The organism is Microbacterium sp. BWT-B31 (assembly GCF_041379855.1).
Lineage (GTDB): Bacteria > Actinomycetota > Actinomycetes > Actinomycetales > Microbacteriaceae > Microbacterium.
Window position 1 is genome coordinate 246,858 of record NZ_JBFECU010000003.1, and the last position, 14,947, is coordinate 261,804.

Annotated in this window: 12 protein-coding genes; 7 read left to right on the forward strand and 5 right to left on the reverse strand. The window is 71.2% G+C overall.

What is annotated here, in order from left to right; genetic code table 11:
* Positions 1-157: 157 nt before the first annotated feature.
* A complete protein-coding gene (locus tag AB1K54_RS05470) occupies positions 158-3,865 on the forward strand; it encodes a multifunctional oxoglutarate decarboxylase/oxoglutarate dehydrogenase thiamine pyrophosphate-binding subunit/dihydrolipoyllysine-residue succinyltransferase subunit (protein WP_371201712.1) in 3,708 nt (1,235 codons plus the stop codon).
* A gap of 186 nt (positions 3,866-4,051) precedes the next feature.
* On the opposite strand, the gene AB1K54_RS05475 is transcribed toward AB1K54_RS05470, so the two are convergent.
* Both AB1K54_RS05475 and AB1K54_RS05480 read right to left on the reverse strand, forming a co-directional pair.
* Positions 4,052-5,545: an alpha/beta hydrolase gene (locus AB1K54_RS05475; protein ID WP_371201713.1), complete on the reverse strand. Its 1,494-nt coding sequence runs from the start codon at positions 5,543-5,545 to the stop codon at positions 4,052-4,054.
* 200 nt (positions 5,546-5,745) lie between these two features.
* Complete coding sequence (locus tag AB1K54_RS05480) at positions 5,746-7,308, reverse strand: FAD-dependent oxidoreductase (RefSeq protein ID WP_371201714.1); 1,563 nt, start codon at positions 7,306-7,308, stop codon at positions 5,746-5,748.
* 101 nt (positions 7,309-7,409) lie between these two features.
* Here AB1K54_RS05480 and AB1K54_RS05485 point away from each other — a divergent pair, with 101 nt between their 5' ends.
* The gene (locus tag AB1K54_RS05485) at positions 7,410-9,047 is read left to right on the forward strand and encodes an FAD-binding oxidoreductase (protein ID WP_371201715.1); all 1,638 of its coding nucleotides are present in this window, start codon (positions 7,410-7,412) and stop codon (positions 9,045-9,047) included.
* 2 nt (positions 9,048-9,049) lie between these two features.
* Entirely contained in the window at positions 9,050-9,958 is a 909-nt protein-coding gene (locus AB1K54_RS05490) for a diacylglycerol kinase (protein WP_371201716.1), read from the forward strand.
* 21 nt (positions 9,959-9,979) lie between these two features.
* Here AB1K54_RS05490 and AB1K54_RS05495 read toward each other — a convergent pair whose 3' ends face one another.
* Together AB1K54_RS05495 and AB1K54_RS05500 are read right to left on the reverse strand one after the other, a co-directional pair.
* Complete coding sequence (locus AB1K54_RS05495) at positions 9,980-10,225, reverse strand: zf-HC2 domain-containing protein (RefSeq protein ID WP_371201717.1); 246 nt, start codon at positions 10,223-10,225, stop codon at positions 9,980-9,982.
* Complete coding sequence (locus AB1K54_RS05500) at positions 10,222-10,884, reverse strand: sigma-70 family RNA polymerase sigma factor (RefSeq protein WP_371201718.1); 663 nt, start codon at positions 10,882-10,884, stop codon at positions 10,222-10,224. Before AB1K54_RS05500 ends, AB1K54_RS05495 begins: the two co-directional genes overlap by 4 nt.
* Positions 10,885-11,006: 122 nt before the next feature.
* Here AB1K54_RS05500 and aroA point away from each other — a divergent pair, with 122 nt between their 5' ends.
* From aroA to bcp, 3 genes are read left to right on the forward strand one after another with little or no spacing between them, the layout of a single operon-like run.
* Positions 11,007-12,386: a 3-phosphoshikimate 1-carboxyvinyltransferase gene (gene aroA, locus AB1K54_RS05505; RefSeq protein ID WP_371201719.1), complete on the forward strand. Its 1,380-nt coding sequence runs from the start codon at positions 11,007-11,009 to the stop codon at positions 12,384-12,386.
* A gap of 32 nt (positions 12,387-12,418) precedes the next feature.
* Positions 12,419-13,462: a ribosome small subunit-dependent GTPase A gene (gene rsgA / locus AB1K54_RS05510; RefSeq protein WP_371201720.1), complete on the forward strand. Its 1,044-nt coding sequence runs from the start codon at positions 12,419-12,421 to the stop codon at positions 13,460-13,462.
* Positions 13,463-13,514: 52 nt separating this feature from the next.
* Complete coding sequence (bcp, locus tag AB1K54_RS05515; protein WP_371201721.1) at positions 13,515-13,985, forward strand: thioredoxin-dependent thiol peroxidase; 471 nt, start codon at positions 13,515-13,517, stop codon at positions 13,983-13,985.
* A 55-nt stretch (positions 13,986-14,040) separates the two neighbouring features.
* Here the strand turns inward: bcp and AB1K54_RS05520 are convergent, their stop codons facing one another.
* Positions 14,041-14,442, reverse strand: coding sequence for a histidine kinase (locus tag AB1K54_RS05520; protein ID WP_371201722.1), 402 nt, complete (start codon positions 14,440-14,442; stop codon positions 14,041-14,043).
* A 249-nt stretch (positions 14,443-14,691) separates the two neighbouring features.
* Between AB1K54_RS05520 and AB1K54_RS05525 the strand changes: the two genes are divergently transcribed.
* Positions 14,692-14,940: a WhiB family transcriptional regulator gene (locus AB1K54_RS05525; protein WP_005048317.1), complete on the forward strand. Its 249-nt coding sequence runs from the start codon at positions 14,692-14,694 to the stop codon at positions 14,938-14,940.
* Positions 14,941-14,947: the final 7 nt, after the last annotated feature.

The following is a 14,947-nucleotide window of genomic DNA, read 5'->3' on the forward strand; positions in this document are numbered from 1 at the left end:
TCTTGCCGGTGGGGATAATGTTGCCGAATCGTCTTGGCCCCGCATCCTTCACCCGAAGAACACGGCGGCGACCTGGGTTACGCTTAAGAATCGTGCTCGCGGGCCAACGTCGGTCCCCGCACCTTCCTCTAAATCCCACGAAAGCAGGCGATCGAGCGTGTCGAGCCAAGTGACGGGCGTCGGTGTTTCGAACGAAGGCGAGTTCGGAGCCAACGAATGGCTCGTCGATGAACTCTACGAGCAGTACAAGGCCGACCGGAACTCGGTCGACAAGGCCTGGTGGCCGATCCTCGACGCGTACCACCCGGTCGACACGACCGAGGCGCCCCGAGTGCCGTCCGCCCCGACGGTCCCCGCTTCCGCGGCGGCGCCCGCGGCGGCATCCGAGCCCCGCCCGGTCACCGCGCCTATCCCCGTCATCGGCGCGCAGCCCGTCGCGCGCACGACCGCGCGTCCGGCCGCCCCGCAGCCCATCCCGGCGCAGGCGCCGGCCGTTGCCCCATCGACTGCCGAGGCCACCAGCGAGCAGGACGCCGTCACGGTGCTGCGCGGCATGCCCAAGACCCTCGCCGCGAACATGGACGAATCGCTCGCCGTCCCCACCGCCACGAGCGTGCGCACGGTCCCGGCGAAGCTCATGATCGACAACCGGATCGTGATCAACAACCACATGGCCCGCACGCGCGGCGGCAAGGTGAGCTTCACCCACCTGATCGGATGGGCGCTCATCCAGGCGCTCAAGGACTTCCCGAGCCAGAACGTGTTCTACGCCGAGATCGACGGCAAGCCGTCGGTGGTCGCCCCCGCGCATGTGAACCTCGGCATCGCGATCGACATCCCCAAGCCCGACGGCACCCGTGCCCTTCTCGTGCCGAGCATCAAGCGCGCCGACACCCTGACCTTCACCGAGTACCTCGCCTCGTACGAGGACCTCATCTCCCGCGCGCGCGGCAACAAGCTCACGGCGGCCGACTTCCAGGGCACGACGGTCTCGCTCACCAACCCCGGCGGCATCGGCACGGTCCACTCGGTGCCGCGCCTGATGAAGGGGCAGGGCTGCATCGTCGGCGCCGGCGCGCTCGAGTACCCGGCAGAGTTCCAGGGGGCCAGCGACCGCACGCTCAACGAGCTCGCCATCGGCAAGACGATCACGCTGACCAGCACCTACGACCACCGCGTCATCCAGGGCGCCGGCTCGGGCGAGTTCCTCAAGAAGGTGCATGAGCTGCTCATCGGCCAGCGCCGCTTCTACGAAGACATCTTCGCGGCGCTGCGCATCCCCTACGCGCCGATCCACTGGGCGGCCGACATCAACGTCGACCTGGCCGAGCGCGTCGACAAGCAGGCTCGCGTGCAGGAGCTCATCAACTCGTTCCGCGTGCGCGGGCACCTGATGGCCGACATCGACCCGCTCGAGTACGTGCAGCGCACCCACCCCGACCTCGAGATCGAGACCCACGGCCTCACCTTCTGGGACCTGGACCGCGAGTTCGTGACCGGCGGCTTCGGCGGCAAGCGCGTCATGAAGCTGCGCGACATCCTGGGGGTCCTGCGCGACTCGTACTGCCGCACGATCGGCATCGAGTACATGCACATCCAGGACCCCGGGCAGCGCGCGTGGTTCCAGCGCAACGTCGAGGTCAAGTATCAGAAGCCCGGGCACGACGAGCAGCTGCGCATCCTGTCGAAGCTGAACGAGGCAGAGGCCTTCGAGACGTTCCTGCAGACGAAGTACGTCGGCCAGAAGCGCTTCAGCCTCGAGGGCGGCGAGTCGCTGATCCCGCTGCTCGACGAGATCCTTCAGGAGTCCGCGCGCTCCGGTCTCGACGGAGCCGCGATCGGCATGGCCCACCGCGGCCGCCTCAACGTGCTGACCAACATCGCCGGCAAGACGTACGGCCAGGTCTTCCGCGAGTTCGAGGGGTCGGTCGCGATCGGCTCGAAGAGCGGCTCGGGCGATGTCAAGTATCACCTGGGCACCGAAGGCACGTTCGTGTCGGATGCCGGCACCGAGCTGCCGGTGTACCTCGCTGCGAACCCGTCCCACCTCGAGACCGTCGACGGCGTTCTCGAAGGCATCGTGCGCGCCAAGCAGGACCGCAAGCCCATCGGCACTTTCGCGTGGCTGCCCATCCTGGTGCACGGCGACGCGGCGTTCGCGGGCCAGGGCGTCGTCTTCGAGACGCTCCAGATGTCGCAGCTGCGCGGCTACCGCACCGGCGGCACGGTGCACGTGGTCGTCAACAACCAGGTCGGCTTCACGACGATGCCGCAGGACGGCCGCTCGTCGGTCTACGCGACCGATGTCGCCAAGACGATCCAGGCGCCGATCTTCCACGTCAACGGCGACGACCCCGAGGCCGTGGTGCGGGTGGCCGAGCTCGCGGTCCGCTATCGCGAAGAGTTCCACCGCGACGTGGTGATCGACCTCGTGTGCTACCGCCGTCGCGGGCACAACGAGGGCGACGACCCGTCGATGACGCAGCCGCTGATGACGAACCTCATCGAGGCGAAGCGCTCGGTGCGCCGTCTGTACACCGAGGCCCTCGTCGGCCGCGGCGACATCACCGAGGAGGAGTACGACCAGGCCAAGCGCGACTTCCAGGATCGCCTCGAGATCGCCTTCGCCGAGACCCACGCCGCCGAGACCGGGTCCTCTCCCGTCATCGACGCCGAGATCGTCGAGCCGGCGGCGGTGGGCGAGCCCGAGACGACGGGCGTCTCGCGCGGCGTGATCGAGCTCGTGGGCGACGCGTTCGTCAACAAGCCCGACGGCTTCACGGTGCACCCGAAGCTGCAGCAGCTGCTCGACAAGCGCCTCGACATGAGCCGCAACGGCCAGATCGACTGGGCGTTCGGAGAGCTACTGGCGTTCGGCTCGCTGCTGGTCGAGGGCACGAACGTGCGTCTCGCCGGGCAGGATGCGCGTCGCGGCACGTTCGTGCAGCGTCACGCCGTGCTGCACGACCGCGCGAACGGCCAGGAATGGCTGCCCCTGGCGAACCTGAGCGACAGCCAGGGCCGGTTCTGGGTGTACGACTCCCTGCTCAGCGAGTACGCCGCGATGGGGTTCGAGTACGGCTACTCGGTCGAGCGCGCCGACTCGCTCGTGATGTGGGAGGCCCAGTTCGGCGACTTCGCCAACGGCGCCCAGTCCGTCGTCGACGAGTACATCTCGGCCGCCGACCAGAAGTGGGGTCAGCAGTCGAGCGTCGTGCTGCTGCTGCCGCACGGGTACGAGGGCCAGGGTCCTGACCACTCCTCGGCGCGCATCGAGCGCTACCTGCAGCTGTGCGCGCAGGACAACCTGACCATCGCGCGGCCCTCCACGCCCGCGTCCTACTTCCACCTGCTGCGCCGCCAGGCCTACGCGCGCCCGCGCCGCCCGCTCGTCGTCTTCACGCCGAAGTCGATGCTGCGCCTGCGGGGCGCGACCAGCCCGGTCGACGGCTTCCTCGACGGCCGGTTCGAGCCGGTGCTGGACGACGACCGCGGCGTCGACAAGTCGGCCGTGCGGCGCGTGCTGCTGCACTCGGGCAAGATCCACTGGGATCTGCGCGTCGAGCTCGACAAGAACCCCGATCCGTCGATCGCTCTCGTGCGCGTCGAGCAGTTCTACCCCGCGCCGATCGACGAGCTGAACGCGGTCATCGACAGCTACCCGGGCGCCGAGCTGGTCTGGGTGCAGGACGAGCCCGAGAACCAGGGCGCGTGGCCGTTCATCGCGCTCGAGGTGGTCAAGCACCTGCACGGGCGCACGATCCGCGGTGTCATGCGCGCGGCGGCCGCCTCGACGGCGACCGGCTCGCCCAAGGTGCACGCGGCCGAGCAGGCCGATCTGATCGCACGGGCGCTCGCCCGCTGAGCCAGGCGGGCGAGCCCGCCGCACGACGATGCCGTCCCGCGCCCGCGCGAGGCGGCATCGCCGTGTCTGGCCGGGTGCGCGGGGGCGTCAGCGGCCGGATCCGGATGCCGCGCCGCAGCGTTGCGAGCAGGTCGACGCCCGCTCGCGCGAACGCCGCGAGAACGGCATCCGTCGACGCCCTCGTCGTCAGTCGCTCTGGCAGACCGTTCCGTCGGGCGGCAGATCGCCGTCCAGCAGGAACGCCGTCGTCGCGTCGTCGATGCACGTGGACTTGCCGGTGTACGACGCGCCGTGGCCGTGGCCTTCGAGGGTGAGGAACCGCGTGTTGCCGAGCTCCTTCGCCAGGTTCTTGCCGCTCTCGAACGGAGTGGCATGGTCGCCGGTGATGCCGATGATGAGGATCGTCGTGTTCACCGGTCCCTTGAAGGCCTCGAGGTCGTCGCCGGCGCCGGGCAGCGCGCCGCACGAGACATCGGCGAACGGCGCGATGGTCTCGTCGGTGATCTGTGGACCGCCGAGCAGCTTCGGCATGCCCCTTGAGTCGATCTCTGCGAGCAGGCCGACGATGTCCGGGTCGTCGGGCATCGAGTGGCACGTCACGATCAGGCCGCTGAGGTCGATCGCAGCGCCTCCGCCCGCCATCGCCTTGGCGATGTCGTCGATCTGCTGCTGCTCGCCGGCGAGTGCGCCGCCGATGTTCTCGAGTGCGATGACGCGGCCGGCATCCCGGCCGTACAGCGAATTCGTGGCGTAGCCGATCAGCATCTCACCGTTGACCTGCGTGCCGTCGGTCGCCACGAGCGGTGTCTCGTTCAGGCGCTGGGTCATCGACAGAATGTCGTCCTCAGTCGTGAGCGGGCAGACCTCGACCGGATACAGCGCACCGCACTCCCGAAACAGCGAGGCGAGCTGGTCCGAGATCGCGAACGCTTGGGCGAAGCTGCCCGAGGGAGACGCCCATCTGCTGTCGATCGAACTGTCCAGGACCATGCGTCCGACCCGCTCCGGGAACAGCGTGGCATACGTGGCGCCGAGGATCGTGCCGTACGAGTAGCCGAGGTAGTCGAGCCGGCGCTCGCCCTGCAAGGCGCGCAGCAGATCCATGTCGCGCGCGACCTGCGAGGTTCCCATCGTGCGTGCCAGCGGGCTGTGCTGGGCGCAGACCGCGAGCTGCACCTCGCGGATGGTCGATTCGACGTCGCAGCGAAGCGGCGCGCTTCGGCCGATGCCCCGCGGATCGAACCCGATGAGGTCGTACTGCTCCAGGATCGGGGCGAACGAAGGCGTCCCCATCATGCCCAGGACGTAGTCGATGCCGGAGGCGCCGGGTCCGCCGGGGTTGCCGAACAGCGTCCCGCGCTTCTCGGGACCCGTGGCGGGCACGTGCATCACGGCGAGTTCGATCGTCTCGCGGTTGTCCGGGCTCTCCCAGTCGAGCGGCGCCTCGATCATGGCGCACGTGATGTCGTCGAGGGAGCGGCCCTGCGCCTTGAGGTAGGCGGTGAGGTCCCCGTTCACGCCGAAGTCCTCGCCGCACTGGCCCCAGTCGACCGACTGCGTGTACAGCTGCCCGAACTCGGTGTTCGTGGGCTGCGGCGGATCATCGGGGTCAGCCGTGCACCCGCTGAGCGCCAGAAGGCCGATAGCCAGCACCGCCCCGCCGATACCGATCCGCCTCATGTCTGAACCCCCGGTCCGCGATGTGGGCAGCCCCGCAACCGGCCGCCCGGCGGTGACGCTGTCTTGATGCTAGCGCGCGTCGTGTGGCCCAACCACCCGCCCCGCGAGCACGGCAGCGGCACCACGATCGTCACCGCGGCGGCAGCGCTGCCCGGTCCGTGAGGCGATCGCCTCCGGCACGGACGAGCGCCGAGCCCGGGTCAGAGCGGATCGACGCCCGCGCGCGCGAAGGCGTCGAGCGCGGCATCCGTCGACTCGTCCCTGTCGGCGGCGACCAGCCCGAGTCTGGTGCGGCGGTCGAGCAGGTCCTCGACCGTGAGTGCCCCTTCGGCGACGATCCCCCAGCGCAGTTCCTGCGCGGTGACGCCGCGCGCCGCCGCGGGGCCATCGGCCAGCCGCGCGACGAACGGCGCCTCGGCGCCGTATCGGCGCACCAGTCGCGGCGCGGCGTGGATCGAGTCGAGCCGCTCACGCGGCCACGCGCCGACGAGCGGAAGCGTCGTCGTGCGCGACGCCGGCGCCTCGCCCGCGTCGAACCGCAGGCGCACGGCGGCGTCGATGCCGTCCTGGGCCATGCGGCGGTAGGTCGTGAGCTTGCCGCCGACGACGCTCAGGAGCCCGGTCGAGGACTCGAGGATCGCGTGCCGTCGCGACAGGTCGCTCGTCTGGTCGTGACGCTCGTCGGTGAGCAGCGGTCGCAGCCCTGCGAACGCGCCCGAGAGGTCGCTTCGGCCAAGCGGCACCGCCAGCACGGTGTTGACGACGTCCAGCAGCAGGTCCACCTCGCTGTCGGCGGGCACGGGCACGTCGGGCAGGTCGCCCTCGGCGGGGACGTCGGTGAGCCCGATGTAGGTGCGCCCGTGCGGGGCGGGAACGGTGAACACGAACCGGCTGTTCGAGCCCGGCACGGGCACCGTGAGCGACGCGCGGGAGCCGCCGAAGACGGCGGAGTCCACCACCAGGTGCGTGCCGCGACTGGGCCGCAGGTGCACGTCGGGGTCGAGCCCGCCGGCCCACACGCCGGTGGCGTTCACGACGGCGCGGGCGCGCACGTCGAACTCCTCTCCGCTGACGGCGTCGCGCAGGCGCGCGCCGTCGCCGGTCGCCGCCACGGCTTCGACGCGGGTGAGGACGGATGCCCCGTACCCGGCGGCCGTGCGCGCGACGGCGACGACCAGGCGAGCATCGTCGATGAGCTGTCCGTCCCACCCGCGCATGCCTCCGCGCAGCCCGTCGGCCCGCACGGCGGGCGCGAGGCGGAGCGTCTCGTCGCGGCCGATCGGGCCCGGCGCGTGGAGCACCGCGTCGGGAGTGCCGACCAGGCGGCGCAGACCATCGCCCAGGCCGTATCCGAGACCGACGTATGCCCCGCGCGTCATATGCCCCGGCGCATACAGCGGCACCACCTGCGCCATCGGCCTCGTGAGGTGCGGGGCGATGCGCGTCATCAGCAGGTGGCGTTCCGACGCGCTCTCGCGGGCGATGCCGAACTGGCCCGAGGCGAGGTAGCGCAGGCCGCCGTGCACGAGCTTCGAGCTCCACCGGCTGGTGCCGCTGGCCAGATCGTGGCGCTCGATCAGCACGGTGCGAAGGCCGCGGGATGCGGCATCCAGCGCGAGTCCCGCTCCGGTGATGCCGCCGCCGATCACGAGGATGTCGATGTCGGCATGGTCCGCGAGCGCCGAGAGCTCACGGGCACGGCGACGCGCGTGGAGCGCACTCGACCCGGGCGCGTGCGGCACTGGTCCGACGCCGCCCGTCACTGCGCGCCTCGGCCGCGTGCGCGCGGCCGAGCGTCTCGGCGTCGAGATCGGGCGGAAGTGGGCGCCATGCGACCACGATAGCCACTGACATACTGGTCACCATGGATGCGACGCCGCCCGAGCGCCGGCCCGTCGCTGTTCCGGCGCCGCGCGAACGTTCCGACTGGGACGCCTGGGGAACCCATGCCGCGAAGCTGCCCGCTGCCGCGCGCGCTCTCCTCACGACGCTGATCCCGGGCCGGCCCCACCCGATCCCGCGCATCCCCGGTCCCGTGCTGGTCCCCTCGCGCCTGGACGACGCCGACCTGGCCGCCCTCGCCGCGATCGTCGGCGACGACGGCGCGTCCCGCGACGATGCGGTGCGGATGCTGCACCTGGGCGGCAAGAGCACGCCCGACCTGCTCGCCAGGCGCTCGCACGCGCCGCAGTCCGCTCCGGACGCCGTGATCGCACCCGCAGGCCACGACGAGGTGCTCGCGGTGCTGCGGGTGTGCGACGAGCGCGGCATCGCGGTGGTCCCCTTCGGCGGCGGCACGAGCGTGGTGGGCGGCGTCCAGCCCGACGCGGGCTCCCACCGCGCGGTGATCTCGCTCGACCTCGCGCGCACCGCGGCCCTCCTCGGGCTGGACGAGACCTCGCTTCTGGCGACCTTCGGCGCGGGCACGACCGGCCCGCAGGCCGAGGAGCTCCTCGGCGCGCACGGATACACGCTGGGTCACTTCCCGCAGAGCTTCGAGTACGCCTCCATCGGCGGGTTCGCCGCCACGCGGTCCAGCGGCCAGGCCTCGCGCGGCTACGGCCGGTTCGACGATCTCGTGCACGCGCTGCGCGTCGCCACGCCCACCGGCGACCTCGCCCTCGGGCGCGCACCGGCCAGCGCCGCCGGGCCCGACCTGCGCGAGCTGTTCCTCGGCTCGGAGGGCGCGTTCGGCGTGCTCACCGAGGTGACCGTGCGCATCCGGCCCACCCCCGCCGCGACCGCGTATGGCGCGTGGGCGTTCCCGGACTTCGCCTCGGGCGCGGCCGCGTTCCGCGAGGCGACCCAGCGCGGCATCCGCCCCACCGTCCTGCGGCTGAGCGACGAGACCGAGACGCGCGTGAACGCGGCGCTCGGCGGCCATCTGCTGCGTCTGCGCGGGTGCCTGGCCGTCGCGACGAGCGAGGGCGAGTCCGACGCGGACGCCGCCTTCGTGCTCGACGCGCTCGGGGCGGTGTTGCGCGCACACGGCGCGAAACCGCTCGGTGAGCAGCCCTCCCGCTCGTGGGAGCGCGGGCGCTTCCACTCCCCCGCGCTGCGCGACACGCTGCTCGGGGCCGGCGTGCTCGCCGAGACGCTCGAGACGGCGACGACGTGGGCGGGGCTCCCGGCGCTGAAGCAGGCGGTCGCCGACGCGCTGCGCGACAGCCTGACCCCCGGCGGCACCAGGCCGATCGTGCTGTGCCACATCTCGCATGTGTATCCCGCCGGAGCCTCGCTGTACTTCACGGTCGTCGCCGCGCTCGGCGATGACCCTGCCCGGCAGTGGGCGGGGGCGAAGGATGCCGCCTCCCGCGCCATCAGCCGCACCGGCGCGACCATCACCCACCACCACGCGATCGGCCGCGACCACCGGCCGTACCTCGAGACCGAGATCGGGCCGCTGGGAGTGGCGGTGCTGCGCGCCGTCAAGGCGACGCTCGACCCGAACGGCATCATGAACCCCGGGGCCCTGGTGCCGCCGCCGGACGGCATCGCGTGAACGTGACGCTGCTGACCAACCCCGCCGCGCGCGCCGGAGCGCACACGGGGGCCGCCCCGCAGGCGGCGCTGCACCTGCGCGAGCACGGCATCCGCACGACGATCATCAGCGGCGGAAGCGCGGCCGAGTCCAGCGACCTCGTGCGCGAGGCGATCGCCTCGGGCACCGACGCGGTCGTGGTCGCCGGCGGCGACGGCACCGTGAACCTCGCGATCCAGCAGCTCGCCGGCACCGGCATCCCCCTCGGGATCATCCCTGCCGGAACCGGCAACGACTTCGCCGGCGGCGCCCTGGGTCTCAAGGAGCTCGACATCGCAGCCGCCGCGCAGGCCATCGCCGCGGGCGACCGGCGGACGATCGACCTCGCGCGCGTCACACGGGCGGACGGCTCGACGCAGATGTTCGGGAGCGTGCTGGCCAGCGGCTTCGACTCGCGCGTGAACGACCGCGCGAACGCGATGCGGTGGCCGCGCGGAGGCTCCCGCTACAGCATCGCGATCCTGCTGGAGTTCCTCGCGCTCGCGCGCATCCCGTTCGAGGTCGAGGTCGACCTCGAAGACGGCACGACTGAGCGGATCGCGCGCGACCTGATGATGGCCACGATCGGCAACGGCACGTCCTACGGCGGCGGCATCCCGATCTGCCCCGACGCCGACCCTGCCGACGGGCTCCTGGACGTCGTGCTGGTGCGCGCGCCCTCGCGCCTGCGGCTGCTGCGGCTGCTGCCCCGCGTGTACCAGGGCACGCACACGAGCGTTCCCGAAGTGTCGACGTATCGCGCGAAGGCGATCCGGCTTTCGGCGCCCGAGGTCACCGCCTACGCGGACGGCGACCCCATCGGGTCGCTCCCCCTGTCCGTCGAGGTGGTGCCCAAGGCGCTCACGGTGTTCGCACCGGCCGCCGCGCCCTGAGCCCGGTCGGCCGCACGTGGATCAGCCCGTGGCGACCCCCGCCGCACGAAGCTTCTCGATCACGAGCGTGCGCAACTCGTCGGGAGCCTTCTCCTGGCATGCGCGCGCCACCGCATCGGTCAGGGTGCGCGCCACGTGGGCCTCGTCTGCGCAGCCGGGGCAGTTGGCCAGGTGCTCGGCGATATCGGCGTACTCGGTCTTGCACACCTCGTCGCGCAGGAACTCCTCGAGGTTGCGCAGCGCCTTGTCACAGCCGCAATCGGTCATCTCTTGCTCCTCGTCGCAGCCGCCGGGCCGCGCTTCTCGGTCGCCGCGGCGATGCCGCGCTCTTTCGCATAGTCGGCGAGCAGGTCGCGAAGCAGCCGCCTGCCACGGTGCAGACGGCTCATGACCGTGCCGATCGGGGTCTTCATGATGTCCGCGATCTCTTGATACGCGAATCCCTCGACGTCTGCGAGATACACCGCGAGCCGGAAGTCCTCGGGGATCGACTGCAGGGCGTCCTTGACGACGGATGCCGGCATCCGGTCGATCGCCTCGGCTTCGGCCGAGCGCGTGCTCGTCGCCGTCGTCGACTCGGCCCCGCCGAGCTGCCAGTCCTCGAGGTCGTCGATCGTGCCCTGGTACGGCTCGCGCTGCTTCTTGCGGTACGTGTTGATGTACGTGTTCGTGAGGATGCGGTAGAGCCACGCCTTGAGGTTCGTTCCCTGCGTGAAGGTCTTCCACGAGGCGAACGCCTTCACGAAGGTGTCTTGCACGAGGTCGGCGGCGTCGGCCGGATTGCGGGTCATCCGCATCGCCGCCGCGTACAGCTGGTCCATGAAGGGCAGCGCCTGCTCCTCGAACTGCACGCGAGGGTCCGACGCCTCGGGCTGATCGAGGGCGGCCTCAAGGGAAGGAACCTGTGCGTCTGACGGATCGCTCATCACCGGCCAGCCTAGCCCGGGCGGCACGGAGGACGCCGGGAGCGGCATCCGCCGATCGAGCGTGGTAATCATCCGTGTCCATTCCGCGGGTTCCGAGACGGGGTTCAGTACTCTAGAACGCAATGACTGCTCATGGGTATTCCCCTCGGACGAAGCCGGTCGCCTCCAGATCGTGGAAGGCGCCGGTGGCGGCCGAGCCTCTGCGCGCCGCCCTCACTGTGCCGGGCTCCAAGTCTCTGACCAACCGAGAGCTGATCCTCGCGGCGCTCGCCGACGGACCCAGCCGCCTCACCTCACCCCTGCATTCGGACGACTCCGCGCGCATGGTCGAGGCGCTGCGCGCCCTCGGGGTGTCGATCCAGCCCGAGCGGGGCGCCGGCGAGTTCGGCGACGACCTGGTCGTCACGCCGATCTGGCCGTTCGTGGGCGGAGGCGTCGCCGACAGCGGGCAGGCCGGCACCGTGATGCGCTTCGTCGCCGCTCTCGCGGGCTTCGCTCTGGGCGACGTGACGGTCACGGCGCACGAGAGCGCACTGCACCGGCCGATGGGCACGATGATCAAGGCGCTGCGCGACGTGGGAGTCGACATTGACGACGGCGGTCGGTGGGGCCTGCCGTTCGTGGTCCGCGGCCACGGCCACGTGCGCGGCGGCGAGATCGCGATGGACGCCAGCGCCTCGAGCCAGTTCGTCTCCGGCCTGCTGCTGGCCGCTCCGCGTTTCGACGTGGGCCTGCACCTCATCCACACCGGTTCGCGGCTGCCCAGCATCCCGCACATCGACATGACCGTCGAGGCGCTCGGCCGGCGTGGCGTCCACGTGGAGCGTCCCGCCGCCGGCGAGTGGATCGTTCCCGCGGGCACGCTCCGGGGCAAAGACCTCGCGATCGAGCCGGACCTGTCGAATGCGGCGCCCTTCCTCGCGGCGGCGATGATCGCCGGGGGCTCGGTGTCGGTCAAGGGCTGGCCGGCGCACTCGACGCAGCCGGGCGCGATGCTCGGCGACATCCTGTCGATCATGGGCGCGCGCGTCGTGCGCCGCGGCGGCGCGCTCACCGTCACCGGCGGCGGCAGCATCACCGGGGTGGACCTGGACCTGTCGGCCGCCGGCGAGCTCACGCCGACCATCTTCGCCCTCGCAGCGTTCGCCGACGCACCCACGACCCTCTACGGCATCGGCCACATCCGCGGCCATGAGACGGATCGCATCGCCGCGCTCGTCGGCGAGCTGCGCCGCCTCGGCGGCGAGGCGCACGAACTCGACGACGGCATCCGCATCATCCCGCGCCCCCTGCACGGCGGCGTGTGGCGCGCGCACCACGACCACCGTATGGCGACCACCGGAGCCCTCATCGGCCTCGCAGTCCCCGGGGTCGAGGTCGACGACATCTCGACGACGAACAAGACGATGCCGCAGTTCGCGCAGCTGTGGCGGCGCATGCTCGACGGCGATCCCGACGATGTGTCGACCCGCCCGCACGGGGTGCGCAACCTCGCGTCGTGACATGAGGTGTCTTCGGTGAGGGGCTGCGCACGGTGAGCTGGCTCGGCCCGGACGATGACGACGACGAGCCCGACTTCGACGAGGCGGATGTGCGGGTGCGGCCCAACCCCAAGGCCAACCGGCCCCGCACCAAGCGCCGGCCCGCGCACGCGGACGCCCAGATCGCACGGGTGCTGGGTGTGGACCGAGGGCGCTATACGGTCCTCGTCGACGAGGACCTCCCCGAGGAGCACGCCGTGCTCGCGGTGCGCGCGCGAGAACTGCACCGCACCCCGATCGTCACCGGCGACCTCGCACGCATCGTCGGTGACACGTCCGGCGCCGAGGGCACCCTGGCCCGCATGGTGGGCATCGCGCCGCGCACGTCGCTGCTGCGCCGCTCGGCCGACGACACCGACCAGGTCGAGCGGATCGTGGTCGCCAACGCCGACCAGATGCTGGTGGTCGTCGCCGCGGCCGATCCCGAGCCGCGCGAACGGCTGGTCGACCGCTACCTCGTCGCCGCGCTGGATGCCGGCATCCGGCCCATGCTCGTTGTGACCAAGACCGATCTCGCCGACCCTGCCCGCTTTCTCTCGCACTTCGAGGGGCTCGACCTGCTGGTGTTCACCAGCGCGCGGGACGACATGCCGGTCGAGCGCATCGGCGAGGCGCTCGTGGGCTGCTCGACGGTCTTCGTGGGGCATTCCGGCGTCGGCAAGTCCACACTCGTGAACGCGCTGGTGCCCACCGCGGGGCGCGCGACCGGCCACGTGAACGTCGTCACCGGTCGCGGCCGGCACACCTCCAGTTCGACGGTGTCGCTGCGCTATCGCGGCCCGGCGGGCGCGGGGTGGGTCATCGACACCCCGGGTGTCCGCTCGTTCGGTCTCGGCCACGTCGACCCGGCCAACATCCTCAAGGGCTTCACCGATCTCGACGAGATCGCCAAGGAATGCCCGCGCGGCTGCACCCACCTGCCGGATGCCCCGGACTGCGCGATCGCCGAAGCGGTCGAGGGGGGCCTGCTCGGCCCGACCGGCGCGGCCCGTTTCGACTCGCTGCAGCGGCTGCTGGCGACGTTCGCCGAGAAGTGAACCTCCGCGCGGTCCCCGCCCGCCGATCGCGCGGGGACCGTAGCCTGGAAGGGTGACCGAACTCAGGCTCGAACCCGGCTCCCCCGCTCCCGAATTCACCCTTGTCGACCAGGATGACCGCGAGGTGGCGCTCGCGTCGCTGCGCGCGGGACGCGTGATCCTGTTCTTCTACCCGGCCGCCATGACGCCCGGATGCACGAAAGAGGCATGCGACTTCCGCGACAGCCTCGCACCGCTCCAGGCCGCCGGCTACACCGTGCTCGGAATCTCTCGCGACGACACGGCGAAGCTGCGCCAGTTCCGCGAGCGCGACGCCCTCACCTACGATCTGCTGAGCGACCCCGATCATGCCGTGCACGAGGCATATGGCGCGTGGGGCGAGAAGCTGAACTACGGCAAGCGCGTCGAGGGCGTCATCCGCTCGACCTTCGTGCTCGACGCCGAAGGGCGCATCGAGCACGCGCTGTACAACGTGCGCGCGACGGGCCATGTCGCGCGCCTGCGGTCGCTGCTCGGCGTGTGATGCGCCGGCCGCGGGCGGGTGCGCATCCGGCGGGTGCGGCCGGCGATGAACGCGGTCAGCGGTCGCCGGATGCCCCGTCGCGCGCGGCGCGCCCCGCGTCGCGGGCCGTGAGGATGAGCAGGGCGAGGGTGACGATCGCGGGAACGGCGATCGCGAGTCCTGTGAGCGGGTGCGCGTAGGCGCCCGTCGCCGCGCCGAGTGCGACGGCGAGGATGAGCGCCTGCGTGACGATCCCGCCTGAGCGACCCCACGACCGGCCGCGCCAGATCGCGACCCCGAACGCGCACACCGCGGCCGCGCCGACGGCGCTGAGCACGACGAGCGCCAGCGCGCTGTCGATCGACTCGGTGTCGCCCTGCACGACCGCGACGATCTGCCACCCGAGCAGAGCGAGAAGGGCCAGTCCCTCGAGTGCGACCAGGGCCGCCGCGACACGGGTGACGGGGTTTGTAGGCATGATTGCGGCAATCCTCACGGGGTGGGACGGCATTGTGGGATTCATCCACCGCAATGGGCGAACTCCCAGGCAATGCCACAGAACCAGGGGGGCAAACCCTTGATTCAGGTGAATGGCTATGGGACGATTGACGAAGCAAAGTGCTCCCACAGCGTCGTGGGGCGAGTTCTGCTCGCACTCACAACAGAGTATCGGAACCCGAATCCGGGCTCTGCTCTCGACCACCATTCCGCATCAAGGAGCACCCCTATGGATTGGCGCGACAAGGCCGCCTGCCTCACTGTCGACCCCGAGCTGTTCTTCCCCGTCGGCAACACGGGACCGGCTGTCGACCAGATCGAGAAGGCCAAGTCGGTGTGCGCCCGGTGCACGGTGACCGAGGTCTGCCTGCAGTACGCCCTCGAAACCGGTCAGGACTCGGGCGTGTGGGGCGGTCTGTCCGAAGACGAGCGCCGTGCGCTCAAGCGCCGCGCCGCTCGCGCCCGCCGCGCCTCTTGACGCGATT